This window comes from Mycoplasma sp. 773 (genome assembly GCF_053851515.1).
Map to the genome: position 1 here is coordinate 1 of NZ_JBSQAV010000013.1, position 15859 is coordinate 15859.

General features: G+C 25.7%; 19 protein-coding genes and 2 tRNA genes. 5 read left to right on the plus strand and 16 right to left on the minus strand.

Annotated elements, in window-relative coordinates:
- The 12 genes from ACWXVJ_RS03005 to ACWXVJ_RS03060 all read right to left on the minus strand — a co-directional run.
- The coding region (locus tag ACWXVJ_RS03005; protein ID WP_455966489.1) for a hypothetical protein at positions 1-343 on the minus strand (343 nt) is incomplete at its 3' end.
- Between the two features lie 268 nt (positions 344-611).
- Positions 612-1349 (minus strand): Mbov_0392 family ICE element protein, encoded by a 738-nt coding sequence (locus tag ACWXVJ_RS03010; RefSeq protein ID WP_455966490.1) that lies wholly within the window; start codon positions 1347-1349, stop codon positions 612-614.
- A 115-nt stretch (positions 1350-1464) separates the two neighbouring features.
- Entirely contained in the window at positions 1465-2901 is a 1437-nt protein-coding gene (locus ACWXVJ_RS03015) for a hypothetical protein (RefSeq protein ID WP_455966491.1), read from the minus strand.
- Between the two features lie 73 nt (positions 2902-2974).
- Positions 2975-3184, minus strand: coding sequence for a hypothetical protein (locus ACWXVJ_RS03020; RefSeq protein ID WP_455966492.1), 210 nt, complete (start codon positions 3182-3184; stop codon positions 2975-2977).
- Between the two features lie 15 nt (positions 3185-3199).
- Positions 3200-3475: a hypothetical protein gene (locus ACWXVJ_RS03025; protein WP_438340452.1), complete on the minus strand. Its 276-nt coding sequence runs from the start codon at positions 3473-3475 to the stop codon at positions 3200-3202.
- A gap of 30 nt (positions 3476-3505) precedes the next feature.
- Positions 3506-3982, minus strand: a complete 477-nt coding sequence (locus ACWXVJ_RS03030) for a single-stranded DNA-binding protein (protein WP_455966493.1) — start codon at positions 3980-3982, stop codon at positions 3506-3508.
- 34 nt (positions 3983-4016) lie between these two features.
- Positions 4017-4670: a hypothetical protein gene (locus ACWXVJ_RS03035; protein WP_455966494.1), complete on the minus strand. Its 654-nt coding sequence runs from the start codon at positions 4668-4670 to the stop codon at positions 4017-4019.
- 23 nt (positions 4671-4693) lie between these two features.
- Positions 4694-6880 (minus strand): type IV secretory system conjugative DNA transfer family protein, encoded by a 2187-nt coding sequence (locus ACWXVJ_RS03040; RefSeq protein WP_455966495.1) that lies wholly within the window; start codon positions 6878-6880, stop codon positions 4694-4696.
- A gap of 4 nt (positions 6881-6884) precedes the next feature.
- Positions 6885-7445: a hypothetical protein gene (locus ACWXVJ_RS03045; RefSeq protein WP_455966496.1), complete on the minus strand. Its 561-nt coding sequence runs from the start codon at positions 7443-7445 to the stop codon at positions 6885-6887.
- Positions 7429-8184: a relaxase MobL gene (gene mobL / locus ACWXVJ_RS03050; protein WP_455966497.1), complete on the minus strand. Its 756-nt coding sequence runs from the start codon at positions 8182-8184 to the stop codon at positions 7429-7431. The genes ACWXVJ_RS03045 and mobL overlap by 17 nt, the downstream gene beginning before the upstream one ends.
- 11 nt (positions 8185-8195) lie before the next feature.
- Positions 8196-8714 (minus strand): hypothetical protein, encoded by a 519-nt coding sequence (locus tag ACWXVJ_RS03055; protein WP_455966498.1) that lies wholly within the window; start codon positions 8712-8714, stop codon positions 8196-8198.
- Between the two features lie 258 nt (positions 8715-8972).
- The gene (locus tag ACWXVJ_RS03060) at positions 8973-9695 is read right to left on the minus strand and encodes a hypothetical protein (protein WP_455966499.1); all 723 of its coding nucleotides are present in this window, start codon (positions 9693-9695) and stop codon (positions 8973-8975) included.
- A gap of 736 nt (positions 9696-10431) precedes the next feature.
- On the opposite strand from ACWXVJ_RS03060, the gene ACWXVJ_RS03065 reads away from it, so the two are divergent.
- The 4 genes from ACWXVJ_RS03065 (at position 10432) to ACWXVJ_RS03080 (ending at position 11991) form a co-directional block, all read left to right on the plus strand.
- Entirely contained in the window at positions 10432-10572 is a 141-nt protein-coding gene (locus ACWXVJ_RS03065) for a hypothetical protein (RefSeq protein WP_455966500.1), read from the plus strand.
- A gap of 344 nt (positions 10573-10916) precedes the next feature.
- Positions 10917-10991: transfer RNA gene (locus ACWXVJ_RS03070), tRNA-Cys, on the plus strand.
- A 6-nt stretch (positions 10992-10997) separates the two neighbouring features.
- Positions 10998-11074, plus strand: a tRNA-Arg gene (locus ACWXVJ_RS03075).
- A 119-nt stretch (positions 11075-11193) separates the two neighbouring features.
- Positions 11194-11991 (plus strand): dimethylarginine dimethylaminohydrolase family protein, encoded by a 798-nt coding sequence (locus tag ACWXVJ_RS03080; protein WP_455966501.1) that lies wholly within the window; start codon positions 11194-11196, stop codon positions 11989-11991.
- A 249-nt stretch (positions 11992-12240) separates the two neighbouring features.
- Here the strand turns inward: ACWXVJ_RS03080 and rsmA are convergent, their stop codons facing one another.
- From rsmA to rpmB, 4 genes are all read right to left on the minus strand, one after another.
- Positions 12241-13011: a 16S rRNA (adenine(1518)-N(6)/adenine(1519)-N(6))-dimethyltransferase RsmA gene (gene rsmA / locus ACWXVJ_RS03085; RefSeq protein WP_455966502.1), complete on the minus strand. Its 771-nt coding sequence runs from the start codon at positions 13009-13011 to the stop codon at positions 12241-12243.
- A gap of 3 nt (positions 13012-13014) precedes the next feature.
- Positions 13015-13779, minus strand: coding sequence for a TatD family hydrolase (locus ACWXVJ_RS03090; protein WP_455966503.1), 765 nt, complete (start codon positions 13777-13779; stop codon positions 13015-13017).
- A 6-nt stretch (positions 13780-13785) separates the two neighbouring features.
- Complete coding sequence (locus ACWXVJ_RS03095) at positions 13786-14484, minus strand: 5'-methylthioadenosine/S-adenosylhomocysteine nucleosidase family protein (protein WP_455966504.1); 699 nt, start codon at positions 14482-14484, stop codon at positions 13786-13788.
- Between the two features lie 73 nt (positions 14485-14557).
- Positions 14558-14755, minus strand: coding sequence for a 50S ribosomal protein L28 (gene rpmB / locus ACWXVJ_RS03100; RefSeq protein ID WP_438340590.1), 198 nt, complete (start codon positions 14753-14755; stop codon positions 14558-14560).
- A 253-nt stretch (positions 14756-15008) separates the two neighbouring features.
- Here rpmB and ACWXVJ_RS03105 point away from each other — a divergent pair, with 253 nt between their 5' ends.
- Positions 15009-15782: an MAGa3780 family membrane protein gene (locus ACWXVJ_RS03105; protein ID WP_438340589.1), complete on the plus strand. Its 774-nt coding sequence runs from the start codon at positions 15009-15011 to the stop codon at positions 15780-15782.
- Positions 15783-15859: the final 77 nt, after the last annotated feature.

Sequence of the window (15859 nt, forward strand, 5' to 3'; positions counted from 1 at the left end):
CTGAATGAGTTTTGTTTTTAAAATGATAATCAACATACCAACCAGGATCGCCTTCAGTTATTTTTCTAAAACAATTTTTATCGCTATTTCTTTTTAATTTCGGAGATATAGAATTAAAGTAATCTATTAATTGGTCTTCAATTTTACTAATTTCTGCTCAATGTTTTATATTGTTTATTTTAAAGCATATGGGATAATTTAATTGAACAGTTTTAAAAGATTTTTCAACACTACTATTTATTACATAATAAAATATTGTTTCTAAAACCGTGTTATTTAAAATATTTTTTAACGTTTCTTTTAGCTTCTTTTCTAGCCCCTTTGTGCGAGTGCTCTGTTGCATAGCTCCTTTTTTTAAAGGTGCGTCTGTAAAGAGTTTTTAAAGACATTATTGACCCTTTTGTTCTATAATAAACTGCCATAGTAACATTTCTAGTTCTATCAATAGGTTGTTGAAAAACAAAAGAACTAAAATCTCTGATTTTTTCAATTTTAGAATCTACAAAATCATCACTAAACTTTTGTCTATTTTTATTTCCTTTATTTTTGTTTGAGACATTAAATGTCCCGTCAAAATTTATAGATCTTTAATTTTAGAAACTGTAAAACGGCTAACTTCGTGTTCTATGGCGATTTGGTTTATTTTTATTTTTTTCATTAGTTATATCGGTATAAATATCTTTTCTTTTTTTCTCAAAATCTGTCAAATTCTGGATTTCTATTTTTTTATATTTCACATTACCTCATTCATTATCTTTTTTTAAATCTAATAATTCTTCTAACTTAAATTCTTCAAGATGTTCACGATATAAACTTAATACATCATTATAATCTAAAACGTTAGCTTTTCCATATACATCAATTTGCACATAATCATAATTATTTTTGGATTTTGTTGCTAATAAATATTCAGCAACATCATAAATATAAGGACTATCAATTCCATCATGCATTAAGCTCTCGTTTAATATTTCTTTAAAAGCAGAAATTTCCATAATGTTTTCATCTGCTTCAAATTCCTCAAGACTGTATCCTAAACTATCTGATGATACTCCTAATAACTCTTTATCATTAAGTAGTGTTAATAGTTTCTTATACTCATTTAAGTTATCTAAATTTCTCTCACCATTAATCAATCTTTGAAAAATTTGGCTATTAAATTGATTGTCATTATCCATTAGTTCATTAATTTCACTTATTACTTTTTTATAAGCTTCTTTTTCTTTGCTGTTGCTAAAACTATTTAAGTAGCTATTAAAAATTTTTATGATTTTTTTATCTTCACGATATTCTCCATTAATATCGCTTTCATTAGCAATAATTAAACCTAAATCATCATATTTAAACATATTTTTTATCCTTCTTTCATTGTGTGTTTAAAAATACAAAAATAGATGTCTCTATTTTGAGGCATCCTTTTTTGTATTTGTGGATAGTTTTTAGTTAAATAAGTTTTATTGCATTTTATTCTTGCTTAGCTTCTTTATCTTTTTTACTCTCAATAAGGCCGTCATATTTTAAATCTAAGCCATAGTTATTATGCGCTAATCATTTTTCTAAGCGACCATAAGCTTCTTGTTGTGTTGCTGGTTTATACAATTCCCCAATTTGTATTTGGCCTGCATCATCTCACTTATTAAATAAATATTTTGAATAAATGTGTCGTCAACGAAAGAATGAATCTTCTCAATAAGGTATTTCTTTTTCATATTGCATTCAGCGCAACGGAAAAACAAATTCATTTATTAATTTAAGAACTTTATTAAAAACTCAAGCCGGGTCGTAATGTCTATCGCCATCTGGTTGATCAAAAAATCAATTTTTAGTCTTTCCATTTTCATCTAGTTCTAAAAATCAGTAATTATATGGTGAAATAAATTCTATTGTTTTTGCATAGCACAAAGAGATTTTTCGTTTAGTTTCAGCACTAAGCTGTTGCTTAAAACTTTCATCAGGGTTTTTAACATCTTGTTTTAGTGCTGCTAATAGTTCTAAATATACTCTTAGAAATTTTAAGGTTGTTTCTGCTAATTCTTTGCGTTTATTAATTGGATTTAAAATTTTATTTCAACCTCAAATTTTTTCATTTAATTTTTCTATTGCTTTTTTAGTGTCTTCACTTAAAACTCCGAAATCTTCATCATTATTTTTAATTCTACTTTTGCTAAATAAACGATAATCAGTATCATATGTTCTTCAGGTTATATTATTTAATTTTGCCTCTCTAAAAGCAATTTCTGGCATTGTTTGACCATTTATTTCTGTTCCATATAAATTTTCTTGACTTTCCTTTGTTTGCTTTGCTAAATCAGAATTATGGTAAGTATCATAAATCTCTGCCCCAATAAAAACTCTTTCTAAATCACGATGAAATGTTGTTATCGCATTTTCGTGTGCTTTTTCTACTTCGTCCCTTAAGCTTTTTAAGCGCGTATCAAATTCATCAGATGTTATTTTTTGGCCATTATCATTAGTTAGTGATGCTAAATTCATCGCATAAGCAAATAACTCATCTGGACTATTACCTTCTGATAAACGTGTTGAGTATTCCATCGCGTTTTGTTTTTCTCATTGTGCCCGTCTTGCTTCATCAGCAATATTCATTTGTTTCTCAATTTTTTCAATATCTTGCGTCAGTGTATTGCTATTACCTTGTTGTTCTTCTGTTTTTGGTAGTGGCAATGGTTTTATATTTAACCCATTAGTATTTGGAGCCGGTTTTGTTTCTCCTGGATTAATTGGTTTTGGTTTTGAACCTAAACCTGGTGTTGGTTTGTTTGGTCTTGGCATTTTATTAATATCTTCAAATGCCCAACAGCTAATTGATAATATTGGTAATGGTGCAATTAATGTTGTTCCTAGACCTAATAAACTAAATTTTAAGGCTTTAGATTTTTTCATTTTAACATCTCCAAAATTGTTTAAAAAAATATTAAAATATTTTTTTTATTATAAATATAATTATAACATGTCTCTAAAAAACCTTTAATCATTTTAGTTGTATTAGCACACAAAACTCGTTACTTTTCACTTCATGAAATAAATTTTGCGTGTTTATTTCTTTTAGTGCATTCTTGTAATATTTAAAAGTTTTTATAATTTCTAATGGTTCATCATTTTCTTTTACTTTTACCAACGCAAAATTCTTATCTTTAAAATTTGTTTTTATTCTTGTATTAGACATAATGCTTATTTTTCCTTAATTTATTCATTTCATAATAATTTCATCATTATCTGTTTCAAAATAATCTAACTTCTTAGTGTAAATGCGCTCTAAATACTTCAAAACTAAATAAAGAAACTTTCTAACTGCATAAAGTGAAATTCCTAATAAATGTCCAATTGCCTTGTCTTTGGTTTTATAAATTTGCGCCCCTAACTTTATTGCTATATAAAATAATTTTTCTATTGTTGATTGATATTTACTATTTATTTCATTAGTTGCGATAAATTCTTTAATTAAATCATTATTCATCTAGATAGCAACCTTTTTAACATTTTAGTTTTATAAATCTCATTCTAAGGAATTATCATCTTCTTGTTCTTCTTGCGGTGGCGTTGGTCTACTAAAACTATATTTAGACACATATTCGTTATTATCTTCTATTTTTGTTTGTGCTTCATTTTCGGGTTTAATTAATATGCCTTTTTCAATTAGTTTTCTTGGTTCTAAGCATTTAATTTTTTCAACCTTTATTACATTAGCATTTTCTTTAATGCCCTCTTTATTAGTTTTTTTATAGCTATGATATTCACCTTCAATTAGTACCATAATACCTTTATTTAAATATTTATTAACATATTCTGCCTTTTTATCTCAGGCCATACAAGGCACATAGTCAACTTGTGCTTGTTGATTATTAGTTTTGGAATGAACTAATCTTGGAATTGCGATTGTAAATGAACTAAATTCGTGTCCTTCCTTTGTTTGGTTTTGTTGTGGTTTATTTGTTATTCTTCCAGCAATCATTACTCTATTCATAAAAACATCTCCTTAATTTTTTGTTTTCTTTTTCTTATTTAATTAATGTATTAAATTCAAATAACTTATCGTAATTTATTAAATTATCTACAACTCTATCTAGCGCATTTCCAATTAAACATTTTTCATTATTTATAAATCAAGGGTCATATAGTTTACTTTCTATCTGAAATGTTTCTTTTAAAAGTGCAAAAGCATTTAGCTCGTCTTCTATTCCTAGCATTCGCTCTAAAAAGTAGCAATTTAAAATTGCAACAAAATAAATTGGTCTTTTCCTATTTGCTAAAAAATCTATATAACTTTGTACTCTTATTAATGCTCTTAGATTAGTTAAATTATCGTTTGTTTCATTGAGTGCAAATGAAATTTTTTTATTAAGGTTATATTTATTAATTGTAATATTCACAATTTTTTTAGTATTTCTTAAATACTGCTTATAGATACTGATATTTTGATTATTATCTTTGATTATTTTAAACATTTGATTTAGTATTAGTTTTAAATAACCATTATCTTTATGTTTAAATTTTGTTAAACAAAACATTTTTTCAAATTGTGCATCAATTATGGTCATTCGTCCCTTAATATAATCATAAATTTTATTTATATAATATTTTTTAAAGTCTTCAATTTCACTAATACGCTTTAAGCTAAATTTTGATAAATAGCTTATAAGGCCTTTTTTCACTTTGTATTCTCCTTTTTTAATAATTATTCATTTGAAATATCATTACTATTTTCGCTATATGTTTTAATGCTAAAATAAAAGGGTTTAATTTTGGTTATTAAAAATTCCTTTAATTGTTTTTGTTCTATTAAAGTTAATGGCATTCCCATTTCAATTTTTTTTGAAAAATGCTTAAACATTCTCTGCTCACTTAAATCTACAAACTTTCTAACAGACATTCAGTTGAATTCACAAAACTTAATTAAATCATTTATGCTAATAGAAATATTTTCTTGCTTAGCAAAATCATTTATAGCATCATCCCTTTCTTTTTCTAGTGCTTTAATGTCAGCTTCAAGTTTCATTGTTTCTTTAATTAAATCATCAACATTATCAGGGGCAATATTATTATTTAAATCAAATTTATTAAAATCAATACACTTAATTTCCACTTCTTTTAAATGGTTTAGTAAATGGTCAGTACCCTTATTAAGACTATATTTTAAATATTTATATGCAAATTCAATTTCTAATAGCAAAGCCTTCTCTTGCTTTTGCAAAATTAGCACTTGGTTTTTCGGAAGCCTTTGCAACTCTGCGGTATCAATTCCAAATTTTTCCTGGCTTGAAATAGTCTTAGATGTATTATTTTGACTTGTTGTAGTTGAAGTCTTATTAATTTCTTCTTTGCCGACAAGGTAACTTATTTCTTCTAATGTTTGTTTATTATTAATTCCTCCTAAAAAAATTCAAGAATTAAATACGTCCTTAATTGTTTTGGCTGCATTCTCGTATTTATTTTCTAGTTGATTTATTGATTGAAGCACACACGCAAAAAAAATTCCTCTACCTCGTGATGCAGATAATTTAGTTTGTATAGCAGGAATTGGCGGTAAATTACCAAATTCATCTAATAAAAACAATAAATCTCTATCTAATTTTTTACTATCTTTACTTTCTGCAAAATGTATCGCCTCTTGATACAACTGTGAAATAAAACTTAAAATAACATTATTTCTTGTTTCATCTTGTTCTGGTATTTTAATTAATACACAAAATGGTTTATTTTTATGTTGTATAAATAACTCATTAATTCTTATTTCATTAGTTGAAATTAAATCGTTAAGTTTAGATTCTTTGATATAAGGGCTAATAGCTTGCACAGCAAATCCCATATAACCTGCCAATTGCTTTGAAGGGGTTTCGATATAGAAACTAAGCGAAGCCTTAACGTTGCGAGCTGGCTTTATTAAATTTCCCCTGTTAAATAGTTTATTAAATCAAGCCCCTTTAACAAAAGTATTTTGATTTAATAATAAAAAAAGATTATTAAGATTAAAGTCCGCACTTGTAAAATTTTCTTTAAAGTAATATCCCATTAAAAGCAAGGCGCATAACAAGTTGTATAAAATTTCAACTCCACCTATTTGTCAGCTTCCATCTGGACCACTTAAATTTCATTTATATAAGTTGTAAACTAATAAATCTATTTCTTTAAAAGCACTATCAAAATCGGGAATATTTGGATCTCTAAAACAAATGTCTCATATTGACCCCAAAATATTAAAACCCATTGAATTCTTAATATTAATTAAGTCTAAAACTTTGACATCGTAGCCATGATTTTCTAATGGTTTAGCAAAAATTTGTGTTAATTCTCCTTTTAGATCAGTAATAACCATATTTGGCTTTTTGTCTTTATTTAACGACATATTGTAATAAATGCTTGGAATAATAATTTTTTGTGATTTACCAGCACCAGTTCCGCCAAGAATAAGTGTTTGGTTTTCTGTTAAAATGTAACCTTTTTTTAAATTAGCTTTAATAATTCAACCTGGTTTATCATTATGCCCTTCCTTAAAAGGTTTGTTAACTACATAATTTTTTAAATCATGCTTATCCCCAAGATTTTTTGGTTCATTATACATTCAAATATTAGTATTTTTGTTAACTCGTAATCTAAATTTACGTCTCAATAATGGCAAGAATATAAAAATACATAATCACAATAAATTAAGACCAACATAACAGCAAATAGTAATTCATCAATGCGATTTAAAAGCCTTTCACATAAAAACTAAAACATTGTTCTTAAAAGCAAAACCTAAATTTTTATAATTATCATATAAAAAATAAGCAATAAATAGTCCTAGAAATAAACCTGCGTTAAGAAATATAAAACTAGTAATTGCAATCTTTTTATTTATACGCTTGATTTGTTTATTAGTCATCTAATTACTTTTCCATTTCTTGTTCTAAATCCATATGCAGATATTTATAATAAATTTTTAATCCTTCTATTTTTCTACTAAATTCTCTCTTTGCGTCTTCAAATTTTTGTTTAGCAATTTCTCATTTAGAATTGTAATTATAAAAATTTTGTTCTTGCGTCCGCTTGAAAAAATTGATATTTGGAATATTTGGTAAATACAAAACTTTTTGTGTTTTAGCTTCAACTAAATTTTTAATTCGTGAAAGAACTATATTAGCTAGATTAACTTTTAATTCTCTTTGTTCCTTTTGAATTAAATTACTAACTTGCTTTGTTTCCGTTTGTTTGTTAAAAGTTTGCTCTAAAAATAAAGAATGATTATTAAACTTAGAATATTCATTCGATAATGATTTATCATTCTTAATTATTTCCATTACTAAATTATCTAGTTTTTGCTTAGTTGTAGCATCCAAGCGACCATAGTTCCATACATTTGCACTTTTGCTTTGAAGAATATCATTAACTAATTTATCTGTTTTATCAATTTTTATCTCAGGGTTTTTAAAACTAGTTCTTAAATTCATTTTTAAGGAACGTATTTCCCCCCACGGTTTCATAATATTTTTTATAGCGTTCTTTTTCATTAATTTTATTAGTTAATATTGAACTAAATAGCATATACTCACTCAATGGTATCAAACCTTTTTGTTTATAAACTAGTTCGTTAGAATATTTATTTTTAAATTGAGGTTCTCTTTCTCAAAACGCTAAATGTATATGTGGATTTTTTGTATTAGCGTGCATAGCATAAATAACATTTAAATTTTTTATATTTAAATTATTTCTAATAAAAAAGCTATTTAAATTTTCTTCTAACAATTCGCTAATTTCGTTTATATCAAATAGTCTTTTTTCTATGCCTAATTCCCCGAATGATAATTGTGTATCCCAAATGTATTGCTTATCATTTAATTCTGCTAACATTTTTTTACCAAATTTTAAATCAATATTTTTAAATTTTAAATCATTCGAATCTAAAGAATATAAACCACTATTTGTTTCTTTAATTTCATTTAATTTGTTTCATTCTTTAGTATGTTTATTAAATCAAAAAATTGCTTCTTGGTTAGTTTCAAATTTTGGAATTTCACCAATAAAGTTATAACAAGCTTGAGCTCTAGTTATATAGTCGATATATTTACCACTTTTAAAATAATTGATGGCTTTTTCACCAAAAGCTCGTTCTTTTTCATTTTTAGAATTTATGTCTATGCCACGAACAAAACCAGATTTATTATTTTGTTTAAAAATTATTTTTTTCATTTTTTAATTATTTAAATAGTTTCATTAAGAAAATCATTAAACATTGTTTTATCTTCGACAGTTTCTATTTTATTTTTTGTTTCATTTAATTCATTTTTTAAATAATTTGGAACATTAAGAGTATTTAATTCATTTTTAACATCTAATGTTTCAATTTCTTCATATTTTAATTTTGTTGCCTCTTCTGATAAACATTCCTTTTCATTATTAACGAAGTTTTTATCATAAGTATATTTTTTGTTTGCGCTTAAAAAAACATTAGAAACAATAATATCAAAGTGATATGTAATTCTTTTTTCATCATCTTCGAATTTTTCATTACGTTTAGAAATTTTTCCTATTACCAAAAGGTTTGGTTTATTTTTTATGTCTAAGGCATTTATGAAATCAGCATTTTCTTCAAACGCAAAGAGTTCAAAAAACTCACCATTTACTAATAGTGTAAAAATCAAAAAATTAACTTTTTGTGCTGCTGTTTTATTCAAGTTTGTTTTTGAAATTAAAATACCCCTCAGTTTTACTTCATTCATTTTTATGTTTTTCCTTTTATATTTTTTAGTATTTTTTCAAATATTTATTTATTTGAATATATATTTAATAATTCCCTTTACTATTTCTTTATGGCATATTTTTGCCCTATTATTATTACAACCTTAAATTTATATGTTTAAGTAACCTAATTTTTGAAAAAAAATCATAATTTTTTGCATTTTATAATAGCAAAAATAAGTTTGTTTCAAGATTAAACTATTTAATAATTCCCTTTAATCAAAAAAGTAGCTTATTTTTTATATCTTAAAATATCTAGTCGTTATAAAACTGCTCTTTTCTTTTAAATACATTTTTTTTATTTTTATAGCTTCATAAAAATATAATTTTAAATATTTGCATATCAAAAATAAAGCCTTTTTAATTTTAGCCTTTGTCAAATTTAAAAAATTATTAGTTATAACAAATTCTTTTTGGTATTTTTTTTTATAAATAAGATTTTTTAATTTTTTAGCAGCAATTAAAGCACTAAAATTACCAGCAAAAAACAACATTCAATCAGCTTCTGTTTCTATCTTATAAAAAACTTCAACATTTTTTTTATTCGGACTTATTAAAGCATTTTGATTTAATGAATAAAACTTTCCTTTCAAGTAAATTAAGTTTAATTTTTTTAATTCTTTTAGTGCGTGTCTAAGCCGCTCTTCTGTAATTCCATATCCCCTCAAATCGCTTAATTTAAAACTGCTAATTTTTTTTTTTTTTTTTAATAATAAAATTAATATATAAACTAAACTTGCATTTTGTTTTTTTCGTAAGATTTGTATAGTTGATAATTTAATGCTTAATTTTATTTTTCTCGTCAAACTTAAAAAAGCTGAAAAACTGAGTTTTAAATATTTTTTACTATTACAAATATTTTCGAAAGCAAATCTTCTATTATCGTTTTCTATTTCCTTTTTAGTTCAATTTCCTTGAATTTTTTCCTGTTCATTTAATAAATAATTTGAAATTCTGCTCATATATACCTTCTATCTTTTATTAATTAACTTTTTTAAAATAGTGATATAATTATGAAAGAGTGTTGATTCGTCCTTAGTGGACGATTTTTATTTAACTTTTCTATCCACTACAAAAAAGTAGCCATTTAGCTGGCTACTAATTTTTAGATTTTAAATTTTGGGGATTTGTTAAAAATCTTTTTAAGGCACCTTAAAGTTTATAACAACAGAAAAAACTTTTGTCAAAAAATATATACCTTATAAACCAAATATTTTGCCTAAAGAAAAGATTGCAAAACCAACCATAATCTCAAAAAGAAAATCAGTAAATACGAGATACCGAAAGTAATAATTAGCGATAATAGAATGAATTTTCATAAATAGCCTTGAATCTAGCGCTATTTTGTATAATGCAGTCACAAAATTAGCTACCGAATTTATAACAACATCAGTATCTAATGAAAAAACCACATATAGAAAGTTTTTAGAGAATTGCACATAATAGAATTCCAATATTCTTAAAAGATAGAAATATTGAAACAAACCAAGACGCTAATAAATATAGACACGAAATTATTGCAATGCTTAATGATATAAAAACAAGAAAATCAATTATCGATTCTGAAAAAAATTAATTTAAAAAACCAAATAGTGCAATTCTTGAAGCTTATTTTGGTTTGCCAATTAAAAGACAAATTTTTAATGGAATTGTAATATTAAAAAATAAAAGTTACATCAAAAAAACGATGCAACTTTTATGATCGGTGCAGATCAACAATACTATTTTCAAATAAACAACAAAAGATTTAAAGCTTTTGAATTAAATGAAAATGATATTCAAATGTATGAGAAAAAAGCATATAGTAAAAAAGCTTCCTCTTGAAATATCGGTGGTTAAAAAAGAAGCCGGATATTACTGCAATCAAATGTTATCTAAAAAAACAGAAATTTTAGAATCTTTTGTTAAAACTGGTCTTATTTCACAAAGAGAAATAGATTTAATGCGATCAATTAATGAAGATTTATAAAAAAATAAGAAGAGATATAAATAAAATTGTAATTTTATAATAAATTATTCTATTCCTAAAGTAGAGCTATTTTTTTTATTAGAAATTATGCAAAATGTATAATTAAACAAATTCAAAATATCGGTGGCTCATTTTTCATGCTAATTAATGAATTTACAAATATTGTTAAAAAAAATAATAAAAAGTTTATAATTATAAAGCAATATATAGTGTTGCCACCATAGCCAAATGGCCAAGGCATAGGTCTGCAACACCTTGATTACCGGTTCGAATCCGGTTGGTGGCTCCATTTAATGCGCCCGTAGCTCAATTGGATAGAGTGTTTGGTTACGGCCCAAGAGGTTGCGGGTTCGACTCCTGCCGGGCGCGCCATTTCAATAAAATGACCAAAAAAACGCGAATGCGTTTTTTTATTTATTTCATTAGATAAAATTAAATTGTGAATAAAATACAATTAATTCACAACTACTTAATTTTAGGAGTACTTAAAAATGAAAGATCAAATGAAAGATAAATTTAAAAATGTTATAGTTAAGACACCAGCTTCTTCAATGACAATAGGAATAACATCGGCTCCTGAATTAGGGAAGCCAATTTATAGTCTAGCTCTAATTCAACACGAAAAATATATTGATGCTTTAAAAAGCTGCGGCGTAAATGTTACCATTTGTCCAAAAAATGAAGATTTTCCTGACTCATGTTTTGTTGAAGATACAGCTGTAATTGTTACAGGAGAAATTGCAATATTATCTAATCCTGGTGCAGCATCACGTAATGGCGAAAAACATGAAATGCTGACATATCTAGAAAAATTCTTTGACAAAGACCACATTTTTAAAATCGAGGCCCCTGGAACGCTTGACGGTGGTGATGTTATGATGGTTAAAGATACTTATTACGTTGGTATGTCTGATAGAACAAACCGCGAAGGCATTCGACAATTTCATAATATTTTAGCTAGTGTAGGAAAAAGATGCATTCCAGTTCCTATGACAGAAATGCTACATCTAAAGACTGGCGTTAATTATCTAGAACATAATAATCTGTTAATTTCTGGGGAATTTATACACTACCCAACATTTAAAGAATTTAATCAAATTATTGTTGATAAAAGCGAAGCATATGCTGCTAATTGCATTTGAGTTAATGAGACAGTGATTGTACCAGAAGGATATCCACATACTCTAAAAGCAATTCAAGATTTAGGAATTTACAGGGTTATTACTTGTGATACATCTGAATATAAAAAATTAGATGGCGGACTAAGCTGCTTATCGTTAAGATTTTAAAACACTAAACTGGGTTCAAACCCAGTTTCTTAATGTTTTAAATATAAAATAAAGCAATGAAAATTATTGCTACATATATATCAAAACATAATTTATATGTTTAATAGGTACTTCTTTATATTAAATAAAGTGATCAAAATGTATTAAAATAAAAAATAAAAGCATGCTTGTGGGTTGCATGCTAATATATTTTTTTTATGAAATATAATTTAATTATAAAGCATATATTTTTTTTATTAATAACTTTGATTAAAAACAATTTAAAAACTCAAAAAAGAGCTTTTTATAGTCATTTACACCAATATTTTCAGGTCTAGACATTGGATGAATATTCAATCTCTTTAATATTAATAAAACAGTGCTTTTATTATATTTTAATATCAAATTATTAACTAATGTTTTCCTCTTGAATTGAAAACATAATTTTAAAAAATCTAAAAAGGGCGATAATTCAAAATCTATATTATCAGCAAAATCAATTCTTACAACCATCGAATCAACCTTTGGGCTGGGATTAAAATCAGAAGGTTTTGCAACAATAACCTTTGAAACATTAGCAATACTTTGAAGCGCAACACTTAATTTAGAATAGGTTTTTGAATTAGGCTTTGCAATTAATCTATCCCCCACTTCTTTTTGCACCATTATAACAGCATGTTTAACATATTTATAATTATCAATTAATTTAAATATAATGGGAGATGTAATATTATAAGGAATATTACCGACAACGACTTTTTTAAATTTTGAGACCAAATCAGCATCTAAAAAATCTTTATTTAAAAACTTAATATTTTTTGGTACTTCCTTGTTAATTCATATATCATATAAATCTTTATCTAATTCATATGCTTCAAGACTTTTTACCGTATCAATCAACAAGTTTGTAATCGCCCCCAAACCAGGCCCAATTTCAATAACGTTTTCACTTTCCACGTCAGCTGATTCAACGATTTTTTGTTGAATTTTTTTATTAATTAAAAAATTTTGCCCAAAACTTTTTTTAGCCCTTATTTGCATTTTCTATATACCAAAAACCTTTCTAATGTTTAGTCTTACCTGCTTTACAAGTAACTCCTCATCTATGCCCTTAAGATTGGCAATAAATTGGTATGTATATTTGACATATGGACTAATATTTGGTTTACCGCGCATCGGTGTTGGCGCTAAATATGGTGTATCTGTTTCACACAAAATTCTATCAATAGGAATATTAATAACAGCTTCTTGTAAAGCTCTTGCATTTTTAAATGTTACTACGCCAGAAATTGAATAATATATATTTTTATAAGGCAATGTTTTCTTAACAAAATCAAGATCCCCACTAAAGGAATGAAAAATAATATTTATATCATTAAATTCAGAATTCTTAATTATTTCAAAAGCATCGTCTAAGGCATCACGAACATGAAGCATTGCAGAAATGCCGTGTTTTCTAGCTACATTTAATTGTGAAATAAAACTTTCCTTCTGAATTTCTTTACTTGGAGAATTATCATAATGATAATCAAGTCCAATTTCACCAATAGCAATAACATCATCATTGATGATAGACTCAATAAAATTGCCATCGCTACTTCCAACTGCTTCAGTAGGATGAATCCCGATAATCGGGTGTAAAAATTCTTTATCTTTTTTGCATAAATTAATAACTTCAACTGAATCATTTTTCGAAGTGCCTACAATAAAAAGCTTTTCCATATCTTGCTTTTTTCAATCTAAAATAACACTATATGGTTCATCATAATATTCCTTAAAAGGATGGGTATGGACGTCTACGTATTTCATTTTATTTTATAACTCCTCCAACAATTGTTTAAAAATTAAAAATATTTTCTCTTTTCATACACTTTTTTTAGTAATATAAAAATTTTCATTTTTATGCAAGAAGTCTGACACTACCTTTATAACAGCAATTCTTATTCCTAATAAATTAGCGCAGTGTATTAAAGCACAAGCCTCCATATCTAAGATCCCAATATTTTCAAAATTATCCTTAATTTTTTCAATATCATTTTTAGAAAAAAACTTATCAGCAGACAATAAATCAGTGTTTTTTAGACCTAAAATGCTATTAACTTCCTTAGATAAAATGGAATTTGTCATAAACTTGTATTGATTATTAGGCAATTGGCCTAGCTTGTAATTCGGTAATTTAGTCAGGTCAACATCAAAATAATATGAATTTTCAATGATAAAAGCATCGCCAACATTAACATCTAAAATGCAACCCGCCGGCCCAATATTAACAATCTTTTCAACCTGATAATCTTTTTCTTTTAACTTAGCAATGCTTTGTGTTAAGCCAAATGAGGAATTAACCTTACCAACACCGCAATACAATAATGCAAATTCTTTTTTTGAATAATTTGATAAGCACAAATGTAAGCTTGTATTCTCATTTTCAAATAAATTATCTTCTAAAAAGAAAATATTATTTAAAATATCTATCTCACCTTTTTCAGCAACAACAAATAGGCTAATTTTTTTCATTTTATTTCCTTATAATATAATAATTTATAATAAAAAATTCTTGGGAATTCCAAGAACTTATTATACATATGAATTAAGCTACTAAACCGTATTTTTTTAAAGTTCTAGCATTTTTTGCTGTTACTCTAACAGTTTTCTTTGTGCCATTTTCAGTTAAAACAGTTACTTTTTGCAAGTTAAGGTCAAATGTTCTTTTTGAGGTATTCAAAGCATGTGATCTCTTGTTTCCACTCAATGGTTTTTGACCTGTTAATTGATCTCTTCCTGGCATTATTATCTCCTTAATTTTGTAAAACAGTATCTTTAATATTTTATATTAAATTAATTTTTTTTTTAATTTTTGTTCATATTCACATTTAGAAAATAAATTAAATAAACTAAATTACCTGTTTTTGCCATTTTTAGAGACACTTATTTTGCAATATTACTTTAATAGCACTTTAAAGTTAATAATTATTTTTTTAAGTAATATGAAAATTTTATTTTATTATAATTTTACACAGTTAATTATGGAGGTATATTATATGCTAGAAGCAAAAAATAAACTTAGCAAAAACAATACTATTAACTTAATTTTTGGCATTTTTGTGGGACTAACATCACTAGGTTTTTTGATCCTTAATATTCTTTCATACAAGGAAAAGGACAATTTTGACAATGAAATACCAACTTTATATTTAGTTTTTAAACGTTTTTCATCATTATTCTATTTTACCTATTTATCAAACTTTTTATTAGCTGCAACCCTAATTTCAGTGGCACTAAAACCAGAAAATGAAAAAGCAAAACAAATGTTTTTTATCTCTGTTGTATTAATTACAGTTACTTTTTTAATTTATTGAACCTTAATTTCATATCGAAGAGAAACATGAGAAAATTGAGTTAATGCAATCAAATCCCTAACAACTCATGCAATTAATCCCACCCTTGGTTTTATTGGTTTGTTTCTAATTAAAAAACAAATAAAAATAACTTTTAAAACAATTTTAACAGCAATGCTAATTTTGTTTGGATACTTCATGTTTGCATTTATTTTGTACTTTGCAACATTTAATAAAATTAAGGAAAATCATGGTGTTATTATTTATACATTTCTAGATTTTAAAAATCCTTTCTTTTATAAAGGAAATAATAAAGGAATAATTATTGTTTTAGATATATTAATTTTCGCTTTAGGATTTGTTATTCCAATTGCCCTATGTGCTTTTTGAAAGGCAGTATATAGAATTAAATACATAAGCCGCAAAAATAAAAATCTTCAACAATCAAAATGCATAAATATTTCTGAAAATAAGTAGAAATTATTTAATTAAATTTTTAAAAACCAACTTCCGTTGGTTTTTAATTTTGGATACTTATTAGGATGTTATTCATT